The organism is Streptococcus sp. NM, assembly GCF_003390135.1.
GTDB lineage: Bacteria > Bacillota > Bacilli > Lactobacillales > Streptococcaceae > Streptococcus.
In genome coordinates this window covers 76,666-98,825 of the sequence record NZ_QUOS01000005.1, presented here as the reverse complement: position 1 = coordinate 98,825, position 22,160 = coordinate 76,666, and the positions used below count along the sequence as shown (strand labels likewise).

General features: G+C 39.9%; 23 protein-coding genes, 1 pseudogene and 2 riboswitches. Of the genes and pseudogenes, 7 read left to right on the top strand and 17 right to left on the bottom strand.

The genetic code is table 11. The features are described from left to right. Positions 1-79 precede the first annotated feature (79 nt). A riboswitch (TPP riboswitch) is annotated at positions 80-168 on the bottom strand. 214 nt (positions 169-382) lie between these two features. From thiE to lctO, 4 genes are all read right to left on the bottom strand, one after another. After that, entirely contained in the window at positions 383-1,012 is a 630-nt protein-coding gene (thiE, locus tag DXN33_RS08315) for a thiamine phosphate synthase (protein WP_049492265.1), read from the bottom strand. A gap of 1 nt (position 1,013) precedes the next feature. Beyond that, entirely contained in the window at positions 1,014-1,796 is a 783-nt protein-coding gene (thiM, locus tag DXN33_RS08310; protein ID WP_181897309.1) for a hydroxyethylthiazole kinase, read from the bottom strand. Between the two features lie 128 nt (positions 1,797-1,924). Beyond that, positions 1,925-2,593 (bottom strand): TenA family protein, encoded by a 669-nt coding sequence (locus DXN33_RS08305; RefSeq protein ID WP_115904840.1) that lies wholly within the window; start codon positions 2,591-2,593, stop codon positions 1,925-1,927. A 213-nt stretch (positions 2,594-2,806) separates the two neighbouring features. Continuing rightward, a riboswitch (TPP riboswitch) is annotated at positions 2,807-2,895 on the bottom strand. Positions 2,896-3,051: 156 nt separating this feature from the next. Next, a complete protein-coding gene (lctO, locus tag DXN33_RS08300; RefSeq protein ID WP_000120723.1) occupies positions 3,052-4,188 on the bottom strand; it encodes an L-lactate oxidase in 1,137 nt (378 codons plus the stop codon). 215 nt (positions 4,189-4,403) lie between these two features. Here lctO and DXN33_RS08290 point away from each other — a divergent pair, with 215 nt between their 5' ends. From DXN33_RS08290 to DXN33_RS08275, 4 genes are read left to right on the top strand one after another with little or no spacing between them, the layout of a single operon-like run. After that, positions 4,404-5,084, top strand: coding sequence for an amino acid ABC transporter permease (locus DXN33_RS08290; RefSeq protein ID WP_115904839.1), 681 nt, complete (start codon positions 4,404-4,406; stop codon positions 5,082-5,084). Then, positions 5,044-5,721, top strand: a complete 678-nt coding sequence (locus DXN33_RS08285) for an amino acid ABC transporter permease (RefSeq protein WP_115904838.1) — start codon at positions 5,044-5,046, stop codon at positions 5,719-5,721. Before DXN33_RS08290 ends, DXN33_RS08285 begins: the two co-directional genes overlap by 41 nt. Beyond that, a complete protein-coding gene (locus tag DXN33_RS08280; RefSeq protein WP_115904837.1) occupies positions 5,722-6,480 on the top strand; it encodes an amino acid ABC transporter ATP-binding protein in 759 nt (252 codons plus the stop codon). An 11-nt stretch (positions 6,481-6,491) separates the two neighbouring features. Beyond that, on the top strand, positions 6,492-7,358 hold the full coding sequence (locus DXN33_RS08275; RefSeq protein WP_000765263.1) for a cysteine ABC transporter substrate-binding protein: 867 nt from the start codon (positions 6,492-6,494) through the stop codon (positions 7,356-7,358). Between the two features lie 131 nt (positions 7,359-7,489). On the opposite strand, the gene pyrE is transcribed toward DXN33_RS08275, so the two are convergent. The 7 genes from pyrE to typA form a co-directional block, all read right to left on the bottom strand. After that, entirely contained in the window at positions 7,490-8,122 is a 633-nt protein-coding gene (gene pyrE / locus DXN33_RS08270) for an orotate phosphoribosyltransferase (protein ID WP_033679983.1), read from the bottom strand. 33 nt (positions 8,123-8,155) lie between these two features. After that, on the bottom strand, positions 8,156-8,857 hold the full coding sequence (gene pyrF, locus DXN33_RS08265; RefSeq protein ID WP_115904836.1) for an orotidine-5'-phosphate decarboxylase: 702 nt from the start codon (positions 8,855-8,857) through the stop codon (positions 8,156-8,158). Between the two features lie 232 nt (positions 8,858-9,089). Further along, positions 9,090-10,343, bottom strand: a complete 1,254-nt coding sequence (locus tag DXN33_RS08260; protein ID WP_115904835.1) for a cell division protein FtsQ/DivIB — start codon at positions 10,341-10,343, stop codon at positions 9,090-9,092. A gap of 9 nt (positions 10,344-10,352) precedes the next feature. Next, complete coding sequence (locus DXN33_RS08255; protein ID WP_115904834.1) at positions 10,353-11,411, bottom strand: UDP-N-acetylglucosamine--N-acetylmuramyl-(pentapeptide) pyrophosphoryl-undecaprenol N-acetylglucosamine transferase; 1,059 nt, start codon at positions 11,409-11,411, stop codon at positions 10,353-10,355. A gap of 1 nt (position 11,412) precedes the next feature. Further along, positions 11,413-12,765 (bottom strand): UDP-N-acetylmuramoyl-L-alanine--D-glutamate ligase, encoded by a 1,353-nt coding sequence (gene murD / locus DXN33_RS08250; RefSeq protein ID WP_115904833.1) that lies wholly within the window; start codon positions 12,763-12,765, stop codon positions 11,413-11,415. A 114-nt stretch (positions 12,766-12,879) separates the two neighbouring features. Beyond that, complete coding sequence (locus DXN33_RS08245; protein ID WP_049551683.1) at positions 12,880-13,134, bottom strand: DUF3165 family protein; 255 nt, start codon at positions 13,132-13,134, stop codon at positions 12,880-12,882. 19 nt (positions 13,135-13,153) lie between these two features. After that, positions 13,154-14,995, bottom strand: a complete 1,842-nt coding sequence (typA, locus tag DXN33_RS08240; protein ID WP_000164111.1) for a translational GTPase TypA — start codon at positions 14,993-14,995, stop codon at positions 13,154-13,156. Positions 14,996-15,156: 161 nt separating this feature from the next. Here typA and DXN33_RS08235 point away from each other — a divergent pair, with 161 nt between their 5' ends. Further along, positions 15,157-15,882 (top strand): 16S rRNA pseudouridine(516) synthase, encoded by a 726-nt coding sequence (locus tag DXN33_RS08235; protein ID WP_094753466.1) that lies wholly within the window; start codon positions 15,157-15,159, stop codon positions 15,880-15,882. A 61-nt stretch (positions 15,883-15,943) separates the two neighbouring features. Here DXN33_RS08235 and DXN33_RS08230 read toward each other — a convergent pair. The 4 genes and pseudogenes from DXN33_RS08230 to DXN33_RS08215 form a co-directional block, all read right to left on the bottom strand. Next, positions 15,944-16,150: pseudogene (locus DXN33_RS08230) on the bottom strand (IS3 family transposase); the annotation flags it as partial. A gap of 71 nt (positions 16,151-16,221) precedes the next feature. Further along, positions 16,222-16,458 carry a hypothetical protein gene (locus DXN33_RS08225; RefSeq protein WP_004261680.1) on the bottom strand — a complete coding sequence of 79 codons (237 nt, stop codon included), beginning with the start codon at positions 16,456-16,458 and terminating at the stop codon, positions 16,222-16,224. A gap of 163 nt (positions 16,459-16,621) precedes the next feature. Then, positions 16,622-17,002 (bottom strand): rhodanese-like domain-containing protein, encoded by a 381-nt coding sequence (locus DXN33_RS08220; RefSeq protein WP_033682149.1) that lies wholly within the window; start codon positions 17,000-17,002, stop codon positions 16,622-16,624. After that, complete coding sequence (locus DXN33_RS08215) at positions 17,002-17,271, bottom strand: YqgQ family protein (RefSeq protein ID WP_181897307.1); 270 nt, start codon at positions 17,269-17,271, stop codon at positions 17,002-17,004. The genes DXN33_RS08220 and DXN33_RS08215 overlap by 1 nt, the downstream gene beginning before the upstream one ends. Positions 17,272-17,334: 63 nt before the next feature. Between DXN33_RS08215 and DXN33_RS08210 the strand changes: the two genes are divergently transcribed. Both DXN33_RS08210 and DXN33_RS08205 read left to right on the top strand, forming a co-directional pair. Next, the gene (locus DXN33_RS08210) at positions 17,335-18,243 is read left to right on the top strand and encodes a LysR family transcriptional regulator (protein ID WP_042750500.1); all 909 of its coding nucleotides are present in this window, start codon (positions 17,335-17,337) and stop codon (positions 18,241-18,243) included. A 29-nt stretch (positions 18,244-18,272) separates the two neighbouring features. Beyond that, entirely contained in the window at positions 18,273-20,153 is a 1,881-nt protein-coding gene (locus tag DXN33_RS08205; protein ID WP_115904831.1) for an N-acetylmuramoyl-L-alanine amidase, read from the top strand. 30 nt (positions 20,154-20,183) lie between these two features. On the opposite strand, the gene DXN33_RS08200 is transcribed toward DXN33_RS08205, so the two are convergent. Continuing rightward, a complete protein-coding gene (locus DXN33_RS08200) occupies positions 20,184-20,501 on the bottom strand; it encodes a hypothetical protein (RefSeq protein ID WP_115904830.1) in 318 nt (105 codons plus the stop codon). A gap of 253 nt (positions 20,502-20,754) precedes the next feature. Continuing rightward, positions 20,755-21,666 (bottom strand): DUF6287 domain-containing protein, encoded by a 912-nt coding sequence (locus DXN33_RS08195; protein WP_049510641.1) that lies wholly within the window; start codon positions 21,664-21,666, stop codon positions 20,755-20,757. Positions 21,667-22,160 lie beyond the last annotated feature (494 nt).

The window sequence follows — 22,160 nt, the reverse complement described above, 5'->3', positions numbered from 1 at the left end:
TTCGTAAAAGAAAAAACTCTAATTACAGATAGGAATTAGAGTTCAGCTTACAAGATTAGATAGTTCTTTCGACATACGAAAAAAACATTTCACATTTCCCTTCGCCAGTCTTAACTGTATCAGGTTCAATGGGTATCATCTCAGCCTAAAGCACCCCAAATGTCTTTATTATTTAATTATATAAATATTATAACAAACGATTTTTTCTAGTTCAAGAAATTGAACTGGAAATACAGCCTTGCACTCACAAAGACAGCAGATCTTTCGTTTGCAAAAAAACAAATGTCTTGTTTGATAGATTAGCCATTTGAGCTGAATCTGGACATAGCTTTTTAGAAAAAAGAAAATCCTACTCCCTCAAAATCCAAGGAAAAATTGATAGCTATTGTTCACTCATTTCTCGAACAGTTTTTTCTATATTTTTTGCATACGATATTGCTGAAATGATTGAAACACCATCAACATTGGTCTTCATAATGTCTTTAATATGTTGCGTCTGTATCCCACCAATTGCAACTAAGGGCATTTGTGGCAATAGTTTTCTCATCAATTTAAGACCTTCATAACCTATAGCACCACCAGCATCGTCCTTTGACTGGGTATCAAATACAGGACCAACACCAACATAATCTACATATTCAACTTTTGATTGTTGAAATTCTTCCTCGTTTTTTATAGAAAGACCAATTATTTTATCTGGCATCAATTTTCTAATTTCATCAACTCCAAGGTCATCTTGTCCTACATGTACGCCATCAGCGTCAATTTCCATTGCCAAATCAATATCATCATTAACAATAAACAGAACATTGTATTTTTTACAAAGATCCTGTAGTTTAATTGCTAATTCGACTTTTTCTTTACCTTCTAAGGCTCCCTCCCCTTTTTCACGGAATTGAAATAAGGTTATACCACCTTTTAAGGCTTCCTCAACGACCGTATATAGATCTTTTCCTTGGCAAGTAGTCGTTCCACAAATAAAATATAGTTTTAGTAATTCTTTTTGAAACATCTTACTTCACTCTTTTGAATTTCTTTACATCTTCATCTGTAATCTCGTATAAGGCATTTATAAATTCCACTTTAAATGTTCCAGGAAGATGTCCATTTGGACGTTTTTCTGCCATTTCTCCAGCGATATTGTAAACCAACATTGCTGTTTCTAATGATTTCAATTCTTGACCTTTTTCAAGTCCGATAAAGCTTGCTACTACAGCACCTAATAAGCATCCTGTCCCAATAACTTTTGGCATCATGGCACTACCATTATGAATAGTTACCACTTCTCCATTTACCGCAATAGCATCCACTTCACCTGTTACTATTATAGGAATATCGAACTTCTTATTTGCTGCTAGAGCAATTTCATCAATATTATCTACGCCCGCACTATCTACTCCTTTAGATGCCACATTTATCCCTACTAAAGAAGCAATCTCGCCAGCATTTCCTCTAATCGCTGCTAGTTTATAATTGTTGATTAGATCATCTGCTACTTTTTTTCTATATTCTCCTGCTCCACAGGCTACAGGATCTAAAACTGCTGGGACATTATATTTCTCTGCAATTTTCAGAGCAGCTTGGTATAATTTCCAATTTTCATCTGTCAATGTTCCTATGTTTATTAATAAACCTCCAGCATACTTTAACAAATCCTCTAAATCTGCAGGAAACTCACTCATAGCTGGTGATGCACCCAATGCTACTAATCCATTTGCTGTGAAATTTTTTACTACATCATTGGTTATACAAATGACTAATGGTGCTTTTTCTTTTAATAATTTTAAACTTGTCATATTGAAATCCTTCCTTTTCACTTTATACGATCTACTGATTTCGATTGATTTCTATCTTTCGTTAAGAAATTTTTTTATTTACATTGAATAATTTACCTCATCAAATTTGTAAATATCCTAAACCTTCACTAGGCGTCATAGCCAATATCAAAAAAGGCTAATTCTAAGGCAACTGCTTGATTCCAGCGTTCCTGAAGTTCTGTCAAATCTTCTCGACCTTTCCCGAAACGATTGAGTTCGTCAACCAGAAATTGAACCCACTCTGCAAAGAAAGGACCTCTGTGGAGATTGATCCATTCCGAATGAATATAGGCTTCAGGTAGAGCCAAATCTTTAGAACCCCAGTCTAGATAGAGCCCTTCTGCAATGACCAGCATGACCAAAAGATAGGCATAGTCTGATGAAGACACAGCAGAATACATAAGCTCCTGAAAGGCTTTTGTTACAGGATGCAAGGTCACTTCCAGATAGTCATTCTCAGATACTTTTAACTCTTTGAAAGCCTTTTGGAAATAACCATCTTCATCTGCTTCAAGAAAGCCTAGTTGCTTGGCAAAACGAAGCTTGGATTCAAGCTGGTCTGCGTGGGCTACGCAAGCACCCAGCATGGATAAGAAGGCATCAAAGAAGTGATAATCTTGAACCAGGTATTCTTTTAAGACCTTATTCTCAATTGTCCCCGCAAAAAGTTCCTGAACAAAACGATGATTGATTGCAGCCTGCCAATCCTTCTGACTGCTTTTTAATAATTCTCCAACAATCAAACCTGGCTCAAATGCATAGTCTTGTCTTTCCATATTTACTTTTCCTCTCTTTACTCGTTCGTAATCAACAAAACATCAAGAAAATCCTAGTTTTACTTGACCTTTTTAAAGAAAATCAAGGGCGTTCAAGAAGAGCTACCTAAATGCTTTGTATCACCTTCATCCAGCTTCTATAAACAAAAAACTCCAATTACAATCAAGAATTAGAGTTGACTTACAAGATTAGATCGTTCATTTCGCCATACGAAAAAACGTTTCACATTTCCCTTCGCCAGTCTTAACTGTATCAGGTTCAATGGGTATCATCTCAGCCTAAAGCACCCCAAATGTCTTTATTATTTAATTACTGCACCAGTATAGCAAAAAATGAAAGCCCTAGCAAGATATTTGATTGAAAAATATATTTATATAGACTTTTATATGATTTTCCTTTATTCAAACGTTTAAAACACAAACAAAAACCTCCACATTCAGTGGAGGCAATCTTTTTATCAATACAATTTTAAGTCGCGTGGGTCAACTGGGAAGGTTGGGTTGTATGGGTTGTGACGGAGTTTGAAGTGTTTGACATCTTCAATGGTCTGAGTTCCAGATAACTGCATAACTGTCTTCAATTCTGCATTCAAGTGTTCAAAGACTTGGCGTACACCGACACTACCACCAAGGGCCAAGCCATAGATAACAGGGCGACCAATAGCTACCAAGTCTGCACCTGAGGCCAAGGCTTTAAAGACGTGTTGACCACGACGAATACCTGAGTCAAAGACAATTGGCACGCGTTTATCAACTGCTTCAGCTACTTCTTGAAGTGAGTCGAAGGCAGCTGGTCCACCGTCGATTTGGCGACCACCGTGGTTGGTTACCCAGATACCAGAGGCACCTGCAGCAAGCGAACGTTCAACGTCCTCACGGCACTGTGGTCCCTTGACATAAACAGGAAGTCCTGAGTATTCAGCGATAAATTCTACATCACGTGGAGACAAGCGTTGTTTAGCTGATTTATAAACAAAGTCCATTGATTTACCAGCACCTTCTGGCAGGTATTCTTCAACAATCGGCATGCCAACTGGGAAGACAAAACCATTGCGCTTGTCCACCTCACGATTGCCCCCTACAGTTGCATCTGCAGTCAAGACAATCGCTTTGTAGCCTTCAGCCTTCACACGATCCATGATGTGGCGGTTAATACCATCATCTTTACTAAAGTAAAATTGGAACCAATGAGGTGTCCCTTGAAGGGCTTCCGTAATTTCTGGAAGGTCGACAGTAGAGTAAGAGCTGGTTGTATAGAGAGAACCAAACTCATGAACACCACGCGCAGTCGCCACTTCACCCTGTTCATTTGCCAATTTATGAGCCGCAACAGGCGCCATAATGATTGGTGAAGACAATTTTTCACCTGCAAATTCAATCTCTGTACTTGGATTTTCTACATTGCAAAGCGTATGCGGAACGATGAGTTTGTGGTTAAAGGCACGAATATTCTCACGCAAAGTGAAAGTATCTTCCGCCCCACTAGCGATATAGCCAAATGCTGCTTTAGGAATAACTTGTTGAGCCATTGGCTCCAAATCATAAGTATTAATGAAATCTACATGACCTTCTGCATTGCTTGTTTTGTATGACATAAAATGCCCTCCTTAATAAGTAAGCGTTTACTTTGTATATTACAAAAATATCTTAACTCTTTTTTCAACACTTTTCAAATATTTTGTTTGTAAATTTCAGAAATTTTATGTCTATGATAAAAAATCCTTATAACGGCAATAAAAAATACATATTATCCAAAGAAGATTTTAAGTGCTACAATAACTGTATTATTTCTAGATAGGAGGTTCTATTTTTGGATTGGTCCATTGTTGAACAATATCTACCACTATATCAAAAGGCATTTCTTCTAACCTTACATATTGCAGTTTGGGGAATTCTGGGATCCTTTCTGCTCGGTTTAATCATTAGTATCATCCGACATTATCGAATCCCAGTTTTGGCGCAAGTAGCGACAGCCTACATTGAATTGTCACGTAATACGCCCCTTTTGATTCAACTCTTCTTTCTCTACTTCGGACTTCCTAGAGTAGGGATTGTCCTATCTTCAGAAGTCTGTGCCACTTTAGGACTGGTCTTTTTAGGAGGCTCCTATATGGCAGAATCTTTCCGAAGTGGGCTGGAAGCCGTCAGTCAAACCCAGCAGGAGATTGGATTAGCAATCGGTCTGACGCCTGTACAGGTCTTTCGCTATGTGGTTCTTCCGCAAGCAACAGCTGTGGCACTCCCCTCCTTTAGTGCCAATGTCATTTTCCTCATCAAGGAAACCTCTGTTTTCTCAGCAGTAGCTTTGGCCGACCTCATGTACGTTGCCAAGGACTTGATTGGACTATATTATGAGACAGACATTGCGCTAGCTATGTTGGTAGTTGCTTATCTTATCATGTTGCTACCCATCTCACTGCTCTTTAGTTGGATAGAAAGGAGGCTCCGCCATGCAGGATTCGGGAATCCAAGTACTCTTCCAGGGAAATAATCTCCTGAGAATCTTACAGGGATTGGGCGTTACGATTGGGATATCCATCCTGTCTGTCCTCTTATCCATGATGTTCGGAACAGTCATGGGAATCATTATGACCTCCCATTCTAGAATCGTACGATTTTTAACACGATTGTATCTGGAATTCATCCGTATCATGCCCCAACTGGTGCTACTCTTCATCGTTTACTTTGGCTTGGCTCGAAACTTTAATATCAATATCTCAGGTGAGACTTCTGCTATTATCGTTTTCACCCTCTGGGGAACAGCTGAGATGGGGGACTTGGTCCGTGGAGCCATCACTTCCCTTCCTAAGCATCAGTTTGAAAGTGGACAGGCACTCGGCTTAACCAATGTTCAACTTTACTACCACATCATTATCCCACAAGTCTTTAGAAGATTACTGCCACAAGCCATCAACCTTGTCACTCGGATGATCAAAACCACTTCCTTAGTCGTATTGATTGGAGTTGTAGAGGTTACCAAAGTTGGACAACAAATCATCGATAGCAATCGTTTGACTATCCCAACAGCTTCCTTCTGGATTTATGGAACCATTCTGGTCTTGTATTTCGCAGTCTGCTTTCCTATTTCCAAACTATCCACTCACTTAGAAAAACATTGGAGGAACTAAATGTCTGAAACTATTTTAGAAATCAAGGAACTAAAAAAATCCTTCGGAGACAATCCCATCCTCCAAGGACTTTCTCTAGAAATCAAAAAAGGGGAAGTTGTCGTCATCCTAGGACCATCTGGTTGTGGTAAAAGTACCCTCCTTCGTTGCCTTAATGGCTTAGAAAATATTCAAGGTGGAGATATCCTGCTGCATGGTCAGTCTATCGTTGAAAATAAAAAAGACTTTCACCTAGTTCGCCAAAAGATTGGCATGGTCTTTCAAAGCTATGAACTCTTTCCCCATCTGGATGTCCTTCAAAACCTCATCCTAGGCCCTATCAAGGCTCAGGAAAGAGACAAGAAGGAAGTAACGGAAGAAGCTCTGCAACTACTGGAACGTGTTGGTTTGCTAGACAAACAACATAGTTTTGCCCGTCAATTATCTGGTGGACAGAAACAACGGGTTGCAATTGTCCGTGCCCTCCTCATGCATCCAGAAATCATCCTTTTTGACGAAGTGACTGCTTCGCTGGATCCAGAAATGGTGCGTGAGGTTCTGGAACTCATCAATGACTTGGCCCAAGAAGGCCGTACCATGATTTTAGTAACCCATGAAATGCAGTTTGCCCAAGCAATTGCCGATCGGATTATCTTCCTCGACCAAGGGAAAATCGCTGAAGAAGGAACAGCTCAAGCCTTCTTTACCAATCCGCAAACCAAACGAGCCCAGGAATTTTTAAACGTCTTTGACTTTAGCCAATTTGGCTCATATCTATAAAGGAGATTCTTATGAAACTATTCAAACCACTCTTAACTGTTTTGGCACTTGCCTTCGCCCTAATCTTTGTCACAGCTTGTAGCTCAGGTGGAAATGCTGGTTCATCATCTGGAAAAACGACTGCCAAGGCTCGCACAATCGATGAAATCAAAAAAAGCGGCGAACTGCGAATCGCCGTATTTGGAGATAAGAAACCTTTTGGTTACGTTGACAATGACGGTTCTTACCAAGGTTACGATATCGAACTTGGGAACCAACTGGCACAAGACCTTGGGGTAAAGGTTAAATACGTTTCAGTCGACGCTGCCAACCGTGCTGAATACTTGATTTCAAACAAGGTAGATATTACTCTTGCCAACTTTACAGTGACTGACGAACGCAAGAAACAAGTTGATTTTGCCCTTCCATATATGAAAGTTTCTCTGGGTGTCGTATCACCTAAGACTGGTCTCATTACAGATGTCAAACAATTAGAAGGCAAAACCTTGATTGTTACAAAAGGAACGACCGCTGAAACTTATTTTGAGAAAAATCACCCAGAAGTAAAACTCCAAAAATACGACCAATACAGTGACTCTTACCAAGCTCTTCTTGACGGACGTGGAGATGCCTTTTCTACCGACAATACTGAAGTCCTAGCTTGGGCGCTTGAAAACAAAGGATTTGAAGTAGGAATTACTTCTCTCGGTAATCCAGATACCATTGCAGCAGCAGTTCAAAAAGGCAACCAAGAATTGCTAGACTTCATCAATAAAGATATTGAAAAATTAGGCAAAGAAAACTTCTTCCATAAGGCCTATGAAAAAACACTTCACCCAACCTACGGTGACGCTGCTAAAGCAGATGACCTGGTTGTTGAAGGTGGAAAAGTTGACTAATACTCTTCGAAAATCTCTTCAAACCATATCAGCTTCACCTTGGATTATATTTGATTTTCATTGAGTATAAGATCCAATAACATCACAAAAAGAAATCAGGTAATCCTAGTGACTACCTGATTTTCTATGTCTTAAGCATTTTGCCAATTTTCTTGGTCTTCTTTAAAGCTTTTTAGAAGGTCGAGCCCTTCTGGTGTGATGTAACCTTCTTCTTGAGCTAGGTGAATGAGTTCACTGTAGTTAGAAAGTGTTAACAGCTTAACACCAGCATCTGCAAAGTTTTTGTCTGCTTTTGGCAATTGGTAGCTGAAAATCGCTACAACTCCAAGCACATCTGCTCCTTCTCGCTTGGCTGCTGCCACGGCCTCGAGAACAGAACCACCTGTTGAAATAAGGTCTTCAACCACTACCATCTTTTGCCCCTGAGCTACGCGGCCTTCGATTTGGTTACCAGCTCCGTGGTCTTTTGGTTTGCTACGGATGTAGGCAAATGGCAAGTTCATCTTATCAGCAATAATAGCTCCGTGTGGAATCCCTGCTGTTGCAGTTCCTGCAATCACTTCTACCTCTGGAAAGGTTTCTTTGATAGCTTCCACAAAGCCATTTTCAATGAGGGTACGAGTTTCTGGATAGGCAAGGGTCACACGGTTATCTGTATAAATGGGTGACTTGATACCAGATGCCCAAGTGAAAGGCTCCTCTGGTTTGAGGTAAACGGCTTGGATTTTCAAGAGGTGGCTAGCGATATCTTTAGCAAGTGTCATGGTATTCTCCTTTTATTTTTCTAATCTAGTTCTTTAATTCCAGTCCTGTGTCCATTCATTCTTGATGGCATGATAAGCTGCAACAGGATCTTCAGCTTGGGTAATGGGACGTCCCACTACGATATAGTCACTACCGATTTGATAGGCATCAGCAGGTGTCATAACGCGTTTTTGATCTCCAACTGCAGCTCCCTGAGGGCGAATCCCTGGTGTCAGACAGATAAAATCTGGATTGGTGGCCTGCTTGATGAGTTCCACTTCCTGAGCCGAGCAAACGACACCATCCAAGCCCGCTTCAGCTGTTTTCTTAGCATAGTGGATTACAGACTCTTGCAGGCTGGTTTGGATATTTTGAAAATCCTGCATCTGAGCTTCTGATGTTGAGGTCAGCTGCGTTACAGCAATCAACTTCGCTTGACTTCCAAGACCTTCACGCGCAGCCTTCATCATCTCTACACCACCAGCCGCATGAACATTGGTCATATCGACACCGAGCTGAGACAAAACCTTCATGGCTGACTTGACTGTATTAGGAATGTCATGAAGTTTGAGATCTAAAAAGACACTATGACCCTGACCTTTTAAGTAGGACACAATCTCAGGCCCTGTTGCGTAATAGAGCTCCATCCCTACCTTGAGATAAAGGCTTTCTTCTGCTGGAAAAAGAGCTAAGAATTCCTTGACTGCCTCAAAACTAGGAAAATCAAGAGCAATGACTGGACGATGTTCTCGCATAGGTTTCTCCTTTTACCTTTGCTAGTGAGAGAGTCTGGTCAACAGAAGCCACGAAAAAAGGAACCTGCCAACAGCAAGGTTCCACGAAAAATGGGTAGTCTCCACCCTTTCACCGTCTAACCTTAGCTGCCTCTCTGGACTGCTTTAAAGGTTTTTTACTATTCTATTATTTCTACTAGCACTTGTCAAGTAAAAACATGGCAACTAAAGAGCTATAGGAGAAAAGGTAAGCCTAGCGACGCGATGAACGCTGACTTGTTTGGTTTCGATTGCTTTCTTCCTCCAATTTTTTCTTCTCTTCTTCCAATTTATTCTGCTGTTCTTCCAGCCTTTTCTTCTCTTCCTCTTTCTGTTTCTTCTCAGCTTCCTTGGCCTCTTGTTTGGCTTTTTCCTCAGCCTCCATAATTAATTTATCCGCCACAGTGTAACTGTAAATTCCAGCTTCCATGTCAATCACACTCGGTTCTGACAATTGAGGCTTAATCTTACTGTAATATGGCAGTTTCTTACTCATTTCAGATAGAGGAACCAAAACTTCGTCCGAATCATTCATGGTCAATCGAATTAGATCTGATGTCACCTTGCTTGGGGCTAGTTCCACCTTTTGGATAGCCGCCTTGAGTTCTGGACTAATTTGAGCAAGTTCTGAGGTAAAGGTCTTGATTTGTTCGCTGTCATTAAAGAGAACTGATATATAAGTTTCTGGCAGACTGACCAAGCTCACAGAACTGGTTTCAAGCTGACCACTGGAAAGAATAGGATAATGATTTTCACCAGAAACATAGTAGGCCACAATATCATATTCCTTGACCTTGATAGTAAACTTGGTTGGAAATTGATAGACAAGCTGAGCTGATTCAACCCAATAGTTAGACTTAATCTGCTCTTCATATTTTTCCTTATCTAGCAGAAGGTTAATCGTATAATCCGAATCCTGAATACCTGAAGCCTGTCGAATATCATCAGCTGTAGTTTGCACTGTTCCCTCAACACGAATATCCTTCATGGTCGCATAAGGACTGAGCAAATAAGCAGAGACAACCAATAAAATCAGACTGAGAAACAAAATCGAGATAGCCCGCCAGATATGAACTCCTGGAATTTTCGGTTTGACCGGTTTTTCCTTAACAGGCTTTTTCTCTGCATTTTTATCCCGTTTATCCTCTTTCTCTGTCTTTTTAGACTTTGATTCTTCTTTGACTACTTCTTTTTTGACGTCTTCTGACTCTTCTACTTTTTCTTCAGCATCTTCCTTAGCTGATTTTGGGTCTTTTGGATCAGATTCACTCTCTTGGTCCTCGGTTGCATCTGACTTTTCAGATTTTGAAGCCATTCGTGCTTGTCTTTCCTTTTCCTTCTCCTCAGCTAGGGCTACCTCTTCTTCAGCCTTCTTTTTTAGATATTCCTGGTTTCGTTTCTGCCATTCTGATAACTCTTTAAATTCTTCGAGGATTTCTTTGCCCTCATTTTTCTTATCTTTTGACATTTACTTTCCTTATGATAAATCTTTTTTCAACAATTGATAAAAATCTGCTAGAGATTTCAATTCCTTTGAAGCCCTCATCTTAGCTTGGTAATCTTCCTTGTGACTTAGTAAGTGAGAAAGCTTCTCTTCTAAACTGTCCAAGGTCAAATCGCTTTCTTGAAGCTCTTCTGCATAGCCTTTTTTTACAAAGTAAGCTGCATTTTCAATCTGGTCTCCACGACTAGCTTCACGACCAAGTGGCACAATAACATGCAATTTTGCCATGGCCAAGAGCTCAAAAATCGTATTGGCACCACCACGTGTCACAACAATATCAGCCAATTCCATCAAGGGTTGATAGAGACTGGTCACATAGTCCATACGAAAGAGATTTTGGCTCAACTCATTTAGGCTAGAATCTCCAGTTAGATTGATAATATTGTAGCGCTCTGTCAGTTCTTTCTTATGGTCTGTCACCAATTGGTTAAAGACGCGAGCACCTGCAGAACCACCGACAAACAATACAGTTGGCAATTTAGGATTAAAGTGGGTTTGAATATCCACCAATTCATCCGGTTCTGGATTTTTTTGGTCTGAAACCTTTGTCACTGCTCCCACATGCTCAACCTTAGCCAAACTCGAAGCTTGCTCAAAGGTTGAATACATCTTAGTCGCAAATTTATAAGCAATTTTATTGGCCAAGCCCATAGACAGGTCAGATTCGTGAATAAAGACAGGCACTCCTGAAACACGGGCTGCGATAACAGGTGGCACAGAGACAAAGCCTCCCTTTGAAAAAAGTGCTTGTGGACGAAGTCGCAACATGATAAAGAGCGACTGGACAATTCCCCAGCCAACTTTGAAGACGTCCAGCATATTTTGCCAAGAGAAATAACGACGCAATTTTCCAGTCGCAATGGAATGGAAGGTAACATCCAAACCTGACTTGAGGATTTCTTGGTGTTCGATACCACGTTTATCTCCGATATAGTGGACTTCCCAGCCATCTTCGATAAACTTGGGCATTAACAAAAGGTTGAGGGTCACGTGTCCAACCGTCCCCCCACCTGTAAAGACAATTTTTTTCATATTATTCCTTTAACTCCGCTACTGTGTCGATAAAGAGGTCGCCACGTACTTCAAAGTTAGCATACATATCCCAGCTAGCATTGGCAGGACTGAGAAGAACCACGTCTCCTTGAGTCGCAAGTTCATAGGATTTGCGGGTCGCATCAGCAATATCAGTCGCATCCACACATGCCACACCAGCCTTGTCTGCTGCCCGTTTGACACGTTCTGCAGACTGACCGAGGATGACCATCTTCTTGAGTCCAGTAATGTCTGGCACCAATTCGTCAAACTCATTGCCACGGTCCAAACCACCTGCAATCAAAATGACCTTGCTGTTGTCAAATCCTGACAAGGCTTTTTGAGTAGCCAAGATATTGGTTGACTTGCTATCATTATAGAATTTGACACCCTTGATTTCATCCACAAATTGGAGACGGTGTTTGACACCTCCAAAGGCTGAAAGAGTTTCTTTGATGGTTTGGTTATCCAAACCACGAAGCTTGGCTACAGCAATCGTCGCAAGGGCATTTTCCACATTGTGGCTACCTGGAACTCCGATTTCATTCGCTGCCATGACAACTTCCCCACGGAAGTAGAGTTGACCATCTTCCAGATAAGCTCCATCAACCTTTTCAAGTGTTGAAAATGGTACAACTGTAGCTTGTGTTTTAGTAGCCAAGTCTTTTGCCAAGTCTTGGTTAAAGTTCAAGACAAGGAAATCAGCCGCTGTCATCTTGTTCTGGATATTCCACTTGGCTGCTACATATTCCTCAAAAGAACCATGATAATCGATATGAGTTGGCATGAGGTTGGTAATAACTGCAATCTCAGGATGGAATTCTTGAACGCCCATCAGTTGGAAAGAAGAAAGTTCCATGACAAGAGTGTCCTTGTCTGACGCAGTTTGGGCCACTTGACTAGCAGGATAGCCGATATTTCCTGATAAGAGACCATGTTGCCCAGCAGCAGTCAAAACTTCCCCAATCATGGTCGTTGTGGTTGTTTTACCATTTGAACCGGTAATACCAACAATCGGTGCTTCAGAAATCAAATAAGCTAATTCTACCTCGGTCAAGACTGGAATTCCCTTGGCCAAAGCCTTTTCAATCATGGGATTGCTGTATGGGATGCCTGGATTTTTCACCATAAGGGCAAACTCTTCATCCAAGAGTTCCAAAGGATGGCCACCTGTAATGACCTTGATTCCTTCTTCCAACAAACTTTGGGCAGCTGGATTGTCCTCAAAAGGTTTGCCATCATTTACTGTCACAATGGCACCTAGCTTGTCCAACAAACGAGCTGCAGATTCACCAGACTTGGCCAAACCTAAAACAAGGACTTTCTTATTTTTAAATTGATCTATTACTTTCATGTCTCGAACTCCATTTCTACTCTTACTATTTTACCATTTTTATGGAAATAATTCTAAATGAAAATGCTCAGATTCAGCATTCTAACAAGCAAAAAGAGAGCCGAAACTCTCTTTTTATCTTCTTTTGTTTTTACTAACCGACATGAGGGTAATATCTCGCAAACTAAAGTATGCTAGGAGGAGCATGGCGATTGCGATAAAGAATTCTGTCGGTAGCTGAAAGATTTGCAGGACAGACAGCATCAGCAAAATCAAAAGTGCTACGAAGGCAAAGACGACAAGGACGATATTGACTGTCCCTTTAATGCTTTCTGGTGTCGCAAATACATAGAGTAGTAATAAGAGGAGTCCTATGATTAAATAAACCATCTTTATCTCTTTCTAGCTCTTATTCAGCTGATTTTTTCTTCTTGTTAGCTTTCTCACGCTCTGCCTTGTTAAGGATTTGTTTACGCAAACGGATAGACTCAGGCGTTACTTCCATGTACTCGTCGTCGTTCAAGAACTCAAGAGACTCTTCAAGTGTCAAGATACGAGGTGTCTTGATAACAGCTGTTTGGTCCTTAGTAGCTGAACGAACGTTAGTCATTTGTTTCGCCTTAGTGATGTTAACTGTCAAGTCGTTTTCACGAGAATTTTCACCGATGATCATTCCTTCATAAACCTCAGTACCTGGGTTGACAAAGATCGTACCACGTTCTTCGATAGACATGATTGAGTAAGTTGTAGCCTTACCAGCATCAATAGAAACAAGGGCACCACGGTGACGACCACCAATTTCCCCTGGAATCAATGGCAAGTATTGGTCAAAGGTATGATTCATGATACCGTAACCACGAGTCATTGACAAGAACTCAGTTGAGTATCCAATCAAACCACGCGCAGGAACAAGGAAGACCAAACGAGTTTGACCATTACCAGTTGAAATCATATCCAACATTTCACCTTTACGTTCAGAAAGGCTTTGGATAACAGACCCTTGGTATTCTTCTGGAGTGTCGATTTGAACACGTTCAAATGGTTCGCATTTAACACCATCGATTTCTTTTACGATAACCTCTGGACGAGATACTTGAAGTTCATATCCCTCACGACGCATTGTTTCGATAAGGATTGACAAGTGCAATTCTCCACGTCCTGAAACCGTCCATTTATCTGGTGAATCAGTTGGGTCAACACGAAGGGAAACGTCTGTTTGCAATTCTGCCTGCAAACGTTCTTCCACCTTACGAGAAGTCACCCATTTACCTTCTTTACCAGCAAATGGTGAGTTGTTGACCAAGAAAGTCATTTGAAGAGTTGGCTCATCGATGTGTAGGATTGGAAGAGCTTCTACTGCATCTGTCGGAGTAATGGTTTCACCGACAAAGATATCTTCCATACCTGAAACGGCAATCAAGTCACCTGCTTTGGCTTCTTGGATTTCACGACGTTCCAAACCAAAGAAACCGAAGAGTTTTGTAACACGGAAGTTTTTAGTTGTGCCGTCAAGTTTAGAAAGGGTAACTTGGTCCCCAACCTTAACAGTACCACGGAAGACACGACCGATACCGATACGACCAACGAAGTCATTGTAGTCCAAAAGTGACACTTGGAACTGCAAAGGCTCATCTGAGTTATCTACTGGAGCTGGGATGTGGTCAATAATCGTGTCAAAGATTGGTGCCATAGTCGCTTCTTGGTCAGCTGGATCATCTGACAATGAAGAAGTTCCGTTGATCGCTGAAGCATACACCACTGGGAAGTCAAGCTGGTCATCATCTGCACCAAGCTCGATGAAAAGTTCCAAGACTTCGTCCACTACTTCTGCTGGACGAGCTGATGGTTTGTCGATTTTGTTAACAACCACGATTGGGACAAGGTCTTGTTCCAAAGCTTTTTTCAATACGAAACGAGTTTGTGGCATTGTTCCTTCGTAGGCATCTACGACCAAGACAACACCGTCAACCATTTTCATGATACGCTCAACTTCTCCACCGAAGTCCGCGTGTCCTGGTGTGTCCATGATATTGATACGAGTTCCGTTGTAGGCAACGGCTGTATTTTTAGCAAGGATGGTAATTCCACGCTCTTTTTCGATATCGTTTGAGTCCATAGCACGCTCTGCCAATTCAGTACGTGCATCAAGCGTTTCTGATTGTTTCAATAATTCGTCAACGAGGGTTGTTTTACCGTGGTCAACGTGGGCGATAATCGCAATGTTACGGATATCTTCTCTAAGTTTTGTCATGATTTCCTCTATAATATTCAAAATTTATTTTCTAACTGAACGATTATACCATATTTTCAAGTAAATAACATAACTCAAGCAAGTGTAAATGTTTTCACTGCGCTTTTCTTTTCACGTCAAGCCTTTTCAAAGCAAGCGACTTATGATAAGATAAGCACAGTATGCGTTTAGATAATTTATTAGCCCAAGAAAAAATCAGCCGAAAGACCATGAAACAAGCCTTACTCAAAGGGGACATTCTCGTCGATAGTTGCCCAGCCCGCTCCCTAGCCCAAAATATCGATACAGGACTACAGGAGCTCCTCTTTCGGGGCCGAATCATTCAAGGCTATGAGCACACCTATCTGATGCTTCATAAGCCTGCTGGTGTCGTGACAGCCAATAGAGACACGGAACTTCCAACTGTCATGGACCTCCTTCCGCCTGACATCCAGTCTGACAAGCTCTATGCCGTCGGCCGACTGGACCGAGATACGACAGGACTCCTTCTCTTGACCGATAACGGTCCCTTAGGCTTTCAGCTCCTCCATCCCCAATATCATGTCGATAAAACCTATCGAGTTGAGGTCAATGGACTTCTGACACCTGACCATATCCAAGCCTTTCAAAAGGGAATTGTCTTTTTAGATGGTACTGTCTGTAAACCTGCAAGACTAGAGATTCTATCTGCAAGTCCTTCCCACAGCCAAGCCTCTATCACCATTTCAGAAGGAAAATTTCATCAGGTTAAAAAAATGTTCCTCTCAGTTGGTGTCAAGGTGACCTCCCTCAAACGTACCTGTTTTGGATCTTGGAGCTTAGATCAGAATCTTCAAGAAGGAGACTACCGTCCCCTAAACTCACAAGAGTTGACAAGCATTCGTGACTTACTCAGAAAAAGTGGTTAAAAAATGAGCTCGGAAACATCCAAGCTCGTTTTCTTATTTGTAATCAACCTACAAGGAAAAATTTATCAATCATTTCTTGTTTTAGTTCTGGAGAATAGTGATAATTTTTAACTTTTTTGATACTTTCTATTCCGAAATGTTCAATCAATCTCATCATGTATCTTAGCCCAGAAACATCCACACTAAATCTTTTTGAAAGTTGCTTTAAGCTTTGACCTTGCTTTTTATGTTCATAGCTCTGAACTTTATCCTCATAAGTTATTTTCATAATAAAACACCCCAAAAGCTAGATTTTTCTGCTAACTTTCGGGGTGAGTTTAACAATAAAATGTTTTATTGTTAAGCTGATATATTCATAAGAACTATAAATCCTAAAATCCACATAATTACAGAAATTACAATACCTACGATACCAAGTATTTTTTCTGTTTTATAGTCCAGCTCAGACTCTTTTTGATGTGAATTAGCTAACACTAATCCAATAATTCCCAAAACAAGCCCTACCACTGGTAGTAGAAAACCAAGAACGATAGATAGGATACCTAAAACAAGGGAAGATTTCTTCTTTTCTTTCATATTATAAAACTCCTAAAATTATTACCACTAAATTATATCAAAAGAAATAGGTTTTGTCTATATAATACTATAAGTTTTTTCATAATATTAATTATAGCAATCTCTCAAAGAAACGTCCACTTGTCTACCCAAAGCGGAACTTAGTTTGAGAATTTAGCTTATGTTAATTAGTCTTCACTTTTCCTTTCCAAGAATCCAAGCCATAAGAAAGGATATAAATCTCAGAAAAACCTTGTTTTTTCAAGTAAAGAGCTGCATTTGTAACTCGTTGCGCACGTTGGTTTTCGTAAAGAAGGACAGGTTTGTCCTTACGAAGGGCTGCAAGACTAGTTTTCAACTGACTTGAAGGAATATTGCGAGCTCCAAGGATATGTTTTCTGTGGAATTCTGCTGGGTCGCGCAAATCGATTAATTGACCCGTACGAATCAAGGCTTCAAATTCCTCATTGTCCACAATTTTAGCCGCACGGCGAATACGAAGATAGTTAAAGCCCATCCACGCCAACATTGCCAGTATAAGTGCCCACAAAATCCAAGTAACCATTAGTTCTTTTCTCCATTTTTCTCAATATAATCCAATTCTACCTTGTGCTCTCTGCGTAGAACCGCTTCTGCCTCTAGATAGTCTAATTTGTCCATCAACCCTGCATCGTAAATCCGAGAGAGCTCCAACTTCATCAGTTCAATATCATATAAGCGTTTTCCCATGTAAACAATAATACCAAATCGTTTGAGGAATTGCTGCACATCATAGAATGTTTTCATAAGACTCATTCTAGCAAATTTTTGTGTTTTTTTCAAGAAGAGACCCACACACTCCCCCTGATTTTCCTATCTTCTTTGGCGATTCTGACGCAAGTGTGGTACAATAAAAACATGAGAATTCAACAATTACATTATATTATCAAAATCGTCGAAACTGGCTCCATGAATGAAGCAGCCAAGCAACTCTTTATCACCCAGCCGAGTCTTTCCAACGCTGTAAGAGATTTGGAAAATGAAATGGGCATTGAAATCTTTATCCGCAATCCCAAGGGCATTACCTTGACCCGTGATGGGATGGAGTTCCTCTCTTATGCCCGTCAGGTTGTCGAGCAAACTCAGCTTCTGGAGGAACGCTATAAAAATCCTGTCGCCCACCGCGAACTCTTTAGCGTTTCCTCCCAGCACTATGCCTTTGTAGTCAATGCCTTTGTCTCTTTGCTCAAGAAAAGCGATATGGAGAAATACGAGCTCTTCCTTCGTGAAACTCGTACTTGGGAGATTATCGACGACGTCAAGAACTTCCGTAGTGAGGTCGGTGTCCTATTTTTTAACAGCTACAACCGTGATGTTTTAACCAAAATGCTGGATGACAACCACCTGCTAGCTCACCATCTCTTTACCGCCCAACCCCATATCTTTGTCAGCAAGACCAATCCTCTGGCAAAGAAAGACAAGGTCAAACTAGAAGACTTGGAGAACTTCCCTTACCTCAGCTATGATCAAGGAACTCACAACTCCTTCTACTTTTCAGAAGAGATTCTCTCGCAGGAATACCACAAAAAATCTATCGTAGTCAGCGACCGTGCCACCCTCTTTAACCTCTTGATTGGTCTGGATGGATACACGATCGCAACAGGGATTTTGAACAGCAACCTCAACGGAGACAATATTGTTTCTATCCCACTGGACATTGATGACCCAATTGAGCTGGTCTATATCCAGCATGAAAAAACTAGCCTTTCTAAGATGGGCGAACGCTTTATCGACTATCTCCTAGAAGAAGTCCAGTTTGATAGTTGAGAATAGTATTGAGATATATGGAGACAAAAATGAAAAAGATTATACTTGCGAGTACAGTTGCCCTATCTATTTTAGGGTACACTCAAGCAACGGTCCAGGCTCAAGAAAATAAAGCAGAGTCAGTACGAGAAAATGTAACAATTCCTCATTCAAGTACTTCAAAAATCGAAAACCAAGAAAAACCGAAAGAGAAGGTCGAAAAAACAGACAATTCTTCTAAAATTGACGATAAAGAAGAAAAAATAGAGAAAAAAACTCCTGCTACAGAAGAGAAAAAGTCTGAAGTAAAAAAAGAAGAAACAAAAGTTGAAAAAATCAAAGAAGGTTGGCAAGAAGAAAATAGTAACTGGCGCTTTTACGAACACAATAAACCTGTTACCAACTGGAAAAAAATCCAAGGAAAGTGGTACTACTTCAACAAAGATGGAAATAGACTAAGCAATACAATCTTTGATGGTTATGTATTCAATAAAGATGGAGTAATGGCTGAGAACGGTTGGAACTTCATCAATGGAAAGTGGTACTTCTCTAATTCTTCTGGAAAAATTTCTCAAAACAAATGGGAAAAAATCAACGATTCTTGGTATTACTTTGACATAGATGGGATCATGCTTAGTAATACAACTTTTGACAACTACTTACTGACCAAAAGTGGTGCTATGGCCACAAACGGCTGGGCAAAAATCGACCAAAATTGGTACTATGCCACATCCTCTGGAAAAATTTCTCAGGACAAGTGGGAGAAAATCAATGGTTCTTGGTACTACTTTGATAAAAAGGGAATCATGTTAAGCTCAACTACATTTAAGGGCTACCTATTTAATAACAGTGGGGCTATGGCTGAAAATAGCTGGGTAAAAATTAAAGATACCTGGTTCTATGCGAACGCATCTGGAAAATTTGTCCAAAACAAATGGGAAAAAATCAGTGGTTCTTGGTATTCTTTTGCTCAAGATGGAGCTATGTTAGCCGATAAATGGTCGGGAAGCTATTATCTAAAAACCAATGGGGCTATGGCTGATAATGAATGGATATTTGATAAAAATTATAACAGCTGGTTCTTTTTGAAGCGTGGTGGAATGTATGCATCAAAAGAATGGATTGGAGCTTATTACCTCAAAGCTGGTGGTTATATGGCTAAAAAAGAGTGGATTTACGACGACACTTATAAGGCCCGCTACTACTTAGATGATAATGGGCATTATGTTTCTGGAACTTACAAAATTGACGGTAAAGACCATCTGTTCCACAAAAATGGTCAATGGATTTCTGAGGTCTCAAAAGAAGTTGGGTTTGTAAAAGGCCAATACAGTAAAACCATCTTTTTAGATCCTGGACATGGGGGAAGAGACTCAGGTGCATACTATTACAATGTCGCTGAAAAAGACCTCAACATGCAGGTGTATCGTAAATTACGCAAAAAATTAGAAGAACTTGGCTACAAAGTTCTCACTTCACGTGATAGTGATATTGATGTAGATTTTGTTACAGAACGTTCTCGTATGGTTAACAAGACTAACTCTGATATATTTATTAGTATTCACTTCAATGCGACTGGCAGTGCATACTCAAAATCTAGTGGAATTCAAACCTATTCCTACAGTGATGAACCTAATTATCCAAGTAAAATCAACCCATACTGGCATAACCATCCTGACCGTATGAGTGAGAGCAAGCGTCTTGCAGCCGCTATCCATTCTTCATTGTTAGCTGAAACTGGTGCTAAAGATGCTGGTTTATTGGAAAGTAGCTTTGCCGTTCTTCGAGAAACTGCTAAACCAGCCGTCCTCCTAGAGCTAGGTTATATGGATAATTTCGCTGAAAATCAACAGATTCGAGATAGCCACTATCAAGATAAGCTTGTAGCAGGTATCGTGAAAGGAATTCAAAAATATTACGCTGGTAAGTAAAAAAGGTCTCGAGAAATCTCGAGTCCTTTTTTATTTGTCTTCTTTCTTATCCTTATCAGGAAAAAGATACCCAATACCAATGCAAGCTAGTACGCCCGCTCCAATTACCAAGCCACTTGAAATTGGTAAAAGGTCCAAAATTGCATTGGCGATGATAAAGGCAATAATTAAACACATCAGACTAGCCTTGTAATCTTTTTTCAAAAGATTCTCTAGGGTAAAATAGAGGAACAGCCCTACCGGAATCAGAGACCAGAGGTTGACATTCAAATTTGGCCACCCAACAGAACCAAAATACAAAACCAAAGCTGAAACTAGCAAGAATCCAATACCTAATAATTTTTTCATTTTTATCTCCAATTTCTTTTTTTAGGAACTTGAGTTATCTGATAGTGACGCCTTCCGTCCCTTACAAAAATCATTATAGCAGAGGTCAGTTTCAAGAACAAGTTCTTTTGCCTATCTGGTCTCTATATCGGTCTAAGTGGTTCAATAATTAAAATGAAAGAAAAAGAAGCCCTAATGAGCTTCTTCATTCTAGTGATTGCAACAGTATTTCTGAACTAAAAAAATCGACAGTTAGATTCTAAACTAGTTTTTTCTAGTTCGTATTTTTCTTTTCCTTAGATTCTAGAGAAGTTTTGATTGCTTCGCGTTCAGCCTGTAGTTGAGCTAAATTCTTCTCCTCTTCTTCAAGTTTACTAGTATCTGGTTTTACACGATAGTAAACATCTTCTGGTCTCGACAACATCGCTTCATACTGCTGTCCTGCAAACAATCTCTCCTCGTCATGATTGCTTTTATCTGTTAGTTTTCCATCATCACCAGGTTGCATGACAACTCCACTTGGTACAGCAACTACCACAAATCCTCCAGCGACAGAACCTTTAGTGTGTGCACTTAGACTTTCAACTTCTTTAAAGTTGGAATCTGAACTTCGATTTTTCAGATGAGAGTAACTATTGTCCAATTCAACAGTATATTCAAATTTTTGACCATCTCTAAAGCTAGTTATATAAATTTCACCAGACTCATTAATGACATATTCATTGCCCGACGGTGTACGCCATGTGCCTTTCAAACTAGATAAATCATTATTTCTTAATGCTTCAATATCCAGTTTCGGAACTGCAGTTTCTTCTTTTAGCTTGCTAACTACCTTCTCTGACTCAGAGACCTTGCTATCTAAACTGGTTAGCTGTTCCTTGAGTTTTTGAATCTCCTCTTCTTTCTTCTTCTCATTCTCAGACGCTTTCGAAGTATCTATCGCTTCTTTACTTGTGTTCTCTTTTTTAGCAACTGAAGAAATGGCTTCATTTGACTCTTTCTTTGCGTTAGGTGAGAATAAGAAGAGGCTTGCTAGGATTGCAACGACCAAGAGACTAATGGCAATGCCAATATAGACTTTTATTTTAAAAAACTTGCCCCTAATCTTAGATGGAGAAGTTCCTTTCACTACCTTCGATACAGTTGATTTCGGACCATTTTTCTCTTCAAAATGTTTCTTAGTCATAGTATTCCTCCCATTTTTCACTATATTTCACCTATATCTTAAACAAATTCGTAAGATTTGTCAGTATCCATGAATGGATGGGTTTTCAAAAGAAAACCAATCAACTAACCCTTAAATATTGGCATCAATAGAATCATCCATTAAACTCTATATCGAATTTATTAACATAAATTATACCATAATTTTTAAGAATTTTATATATTTTTATAGTCTAACTATGATAATGAAAAGGAGCTATCCTTTCATATTATTCACTTATATTATGTTTATAAAAAATCTAATAGGCATATTTACTTATCATATTGCATATAGACTATACTTAAAATAAATAACCCCAAAGTGATTAAATCAAGAAATTATCTCACGCTTGTTAGGATTCAATTTGAGAAAATTAGACTGTACTTCATCAAATAAATCTTGAGTTTTTACGATAATATTAAAAATACAATTTTTAATATATAGTTCGATACTGTATTTTGTGAAATTGGTAAAAT

Excerpts from the sequence above, each read along its gene's own strand:
- thiE (WP_049492265.1), bottom strand. The coding sequence starts at position 1,012 with ATGTTTCAAAAAGAATTACTAAAACTATATTTTATTTGTGGAACGACT.
- thiM (WP_181897309.1), bottom strand. The coding sequence starts at position 1,796 with ATGACAAGTTTAAAATTATTAAAAGAAAAAGCACCATTAGTCATTTGT.
- DXN33_RS08305 (WP_115904840.1), bottom strand. The coding sequence starts at position 2,593 with ATGGAAAGACAAGACTATGCATTTGAGCCAGGTTTGATTGTTGGAGAA.
- lctO (WP_000120723.1), bottom strand. The coding sequence starts at position 4,188 with ATGTCATACAAAACAAGCAATGCAGAAGGTCATGTAGATTTCATTAAT.
- DXN33_RS08285 (WP_115904838.1), top strand. The coding sequence starts at position 5,044 with ATGCAGGATTCGGGAATCCAAGTACTCTTCCAGGGAAATAATCTCCTG.
- DXN33_RS08280 (WP_115904837.1), top strand. The coding sequence starts at position 5,722 with ATGTCTGAAACTATTTTAGAAATCAAGGAACTAAAAAAATCCTTCGGA.
- DXN33_RS08275 (WP_000765263.1), top strand. The coding sequence starts at position 6,492 with ATGAAACTATTCAAACCACTCTTAACTGTTTTGGCACTTGCCTTCGCC.
- pyrE (WP_033679983.1), bottom strand. The coding sequence starts at position 8,122 with ATGACACTTGCTAAAGATATCGCTAGCCACCTCTTGAAAATCCAAGCC.
- pyrF (WP_115904836.1), bottom strand. The coding sequence starts at position 8,857 with ATGCGAGAACATCGTCCAGTCATTGCTCTTGATTTTCCTAGTTTTGAG.
- DXN33_RS08260 (WP_115904835.1), bottom strand. The coding sequence starts at position 10,343 with ATGTCAAAAGATAAGAAAAATGAGGGCAAAGAAATCCTCGAAGAATTT.
- DXN33_RS08255 (WP_115904834.1), bottom strand. The coding sequence starts at position 11,411 with ATGAAAAAAATTGTCTTTACAGGTGGGGGGACGGTTGGACACGTGACC.
- murD (WP_115904833.1), bottom strand. The coding sequence starts at position 12,765 with ATGAAAGTAATAGATCAATTTAAAAATAAGAAAGTCCTTGTTTTAGGT.
- DXN33_RS08245 (WP_049551683.1), bottom strand. The coding sequence starts at position 13,134 with ATGGTTTATTTAATCATAGGACTCCTCTTATTACTACTCTATGTATTT.
- typA (WP_000164111.1), bottom strand. The coding sequence starts at position 14,995 with ATGACAAAACTTAGAGAAGATATCCGTAACATTGCGATTATCGCCCAC.
- DXN33_RS08235 (WP_094753466.1), top strand. The coding sequence starts at position 15,157 with ATGCGTTTAGATAATTTATTAGCCCAAGAAAAAATCAGCCGAAAGACC.
- DXN33_RS08225 (WP_004261680.1), bottom strand. The coding sequence starts at position 16,458 with ATGAAAGAAAAGAAGAAATCTTCCCTTGTTTTAGGTATCCTATCTATC.
- DXN33_RS08220 (WP_033682149.1), bottom strand. The coding sequence starts at position 17,002 with ATGGTTACTTGGATTTTGTGGGCACTTATACTGGCAATGTTGGCGTGG.
- DXN33_RS08210 (WP_042750500.1), top strand. The coding sequence starts at position 17,335 with ATGAGAATTCAACAATTACATTATATTATCAAAATCGTCGAAACTGGC.
- DXN33_RS08205 (WP_115904831.1), top strand. The coding sequence starts at position 18,273 with ATGAAAAAGATTATACTTGCGAGTACAGTTGCCCTATCTATTTTAGGG.
- DXN33_RS08200 (WP_115904830.1), bottom strand. The coding sequence starts at position 20,501 with ATGAAAAAATTATTAGGTATTGGATTCTTGCTAGTTTCAGCTTTGGTT.
- DXN33_RS08195 (WP_049510641.1), bottom strand. The coding sequence starts at position 21,666 with ATGACTAAGAAACATTTTGAAGAGAAAAATGGTCCGAAATCAACTGTA.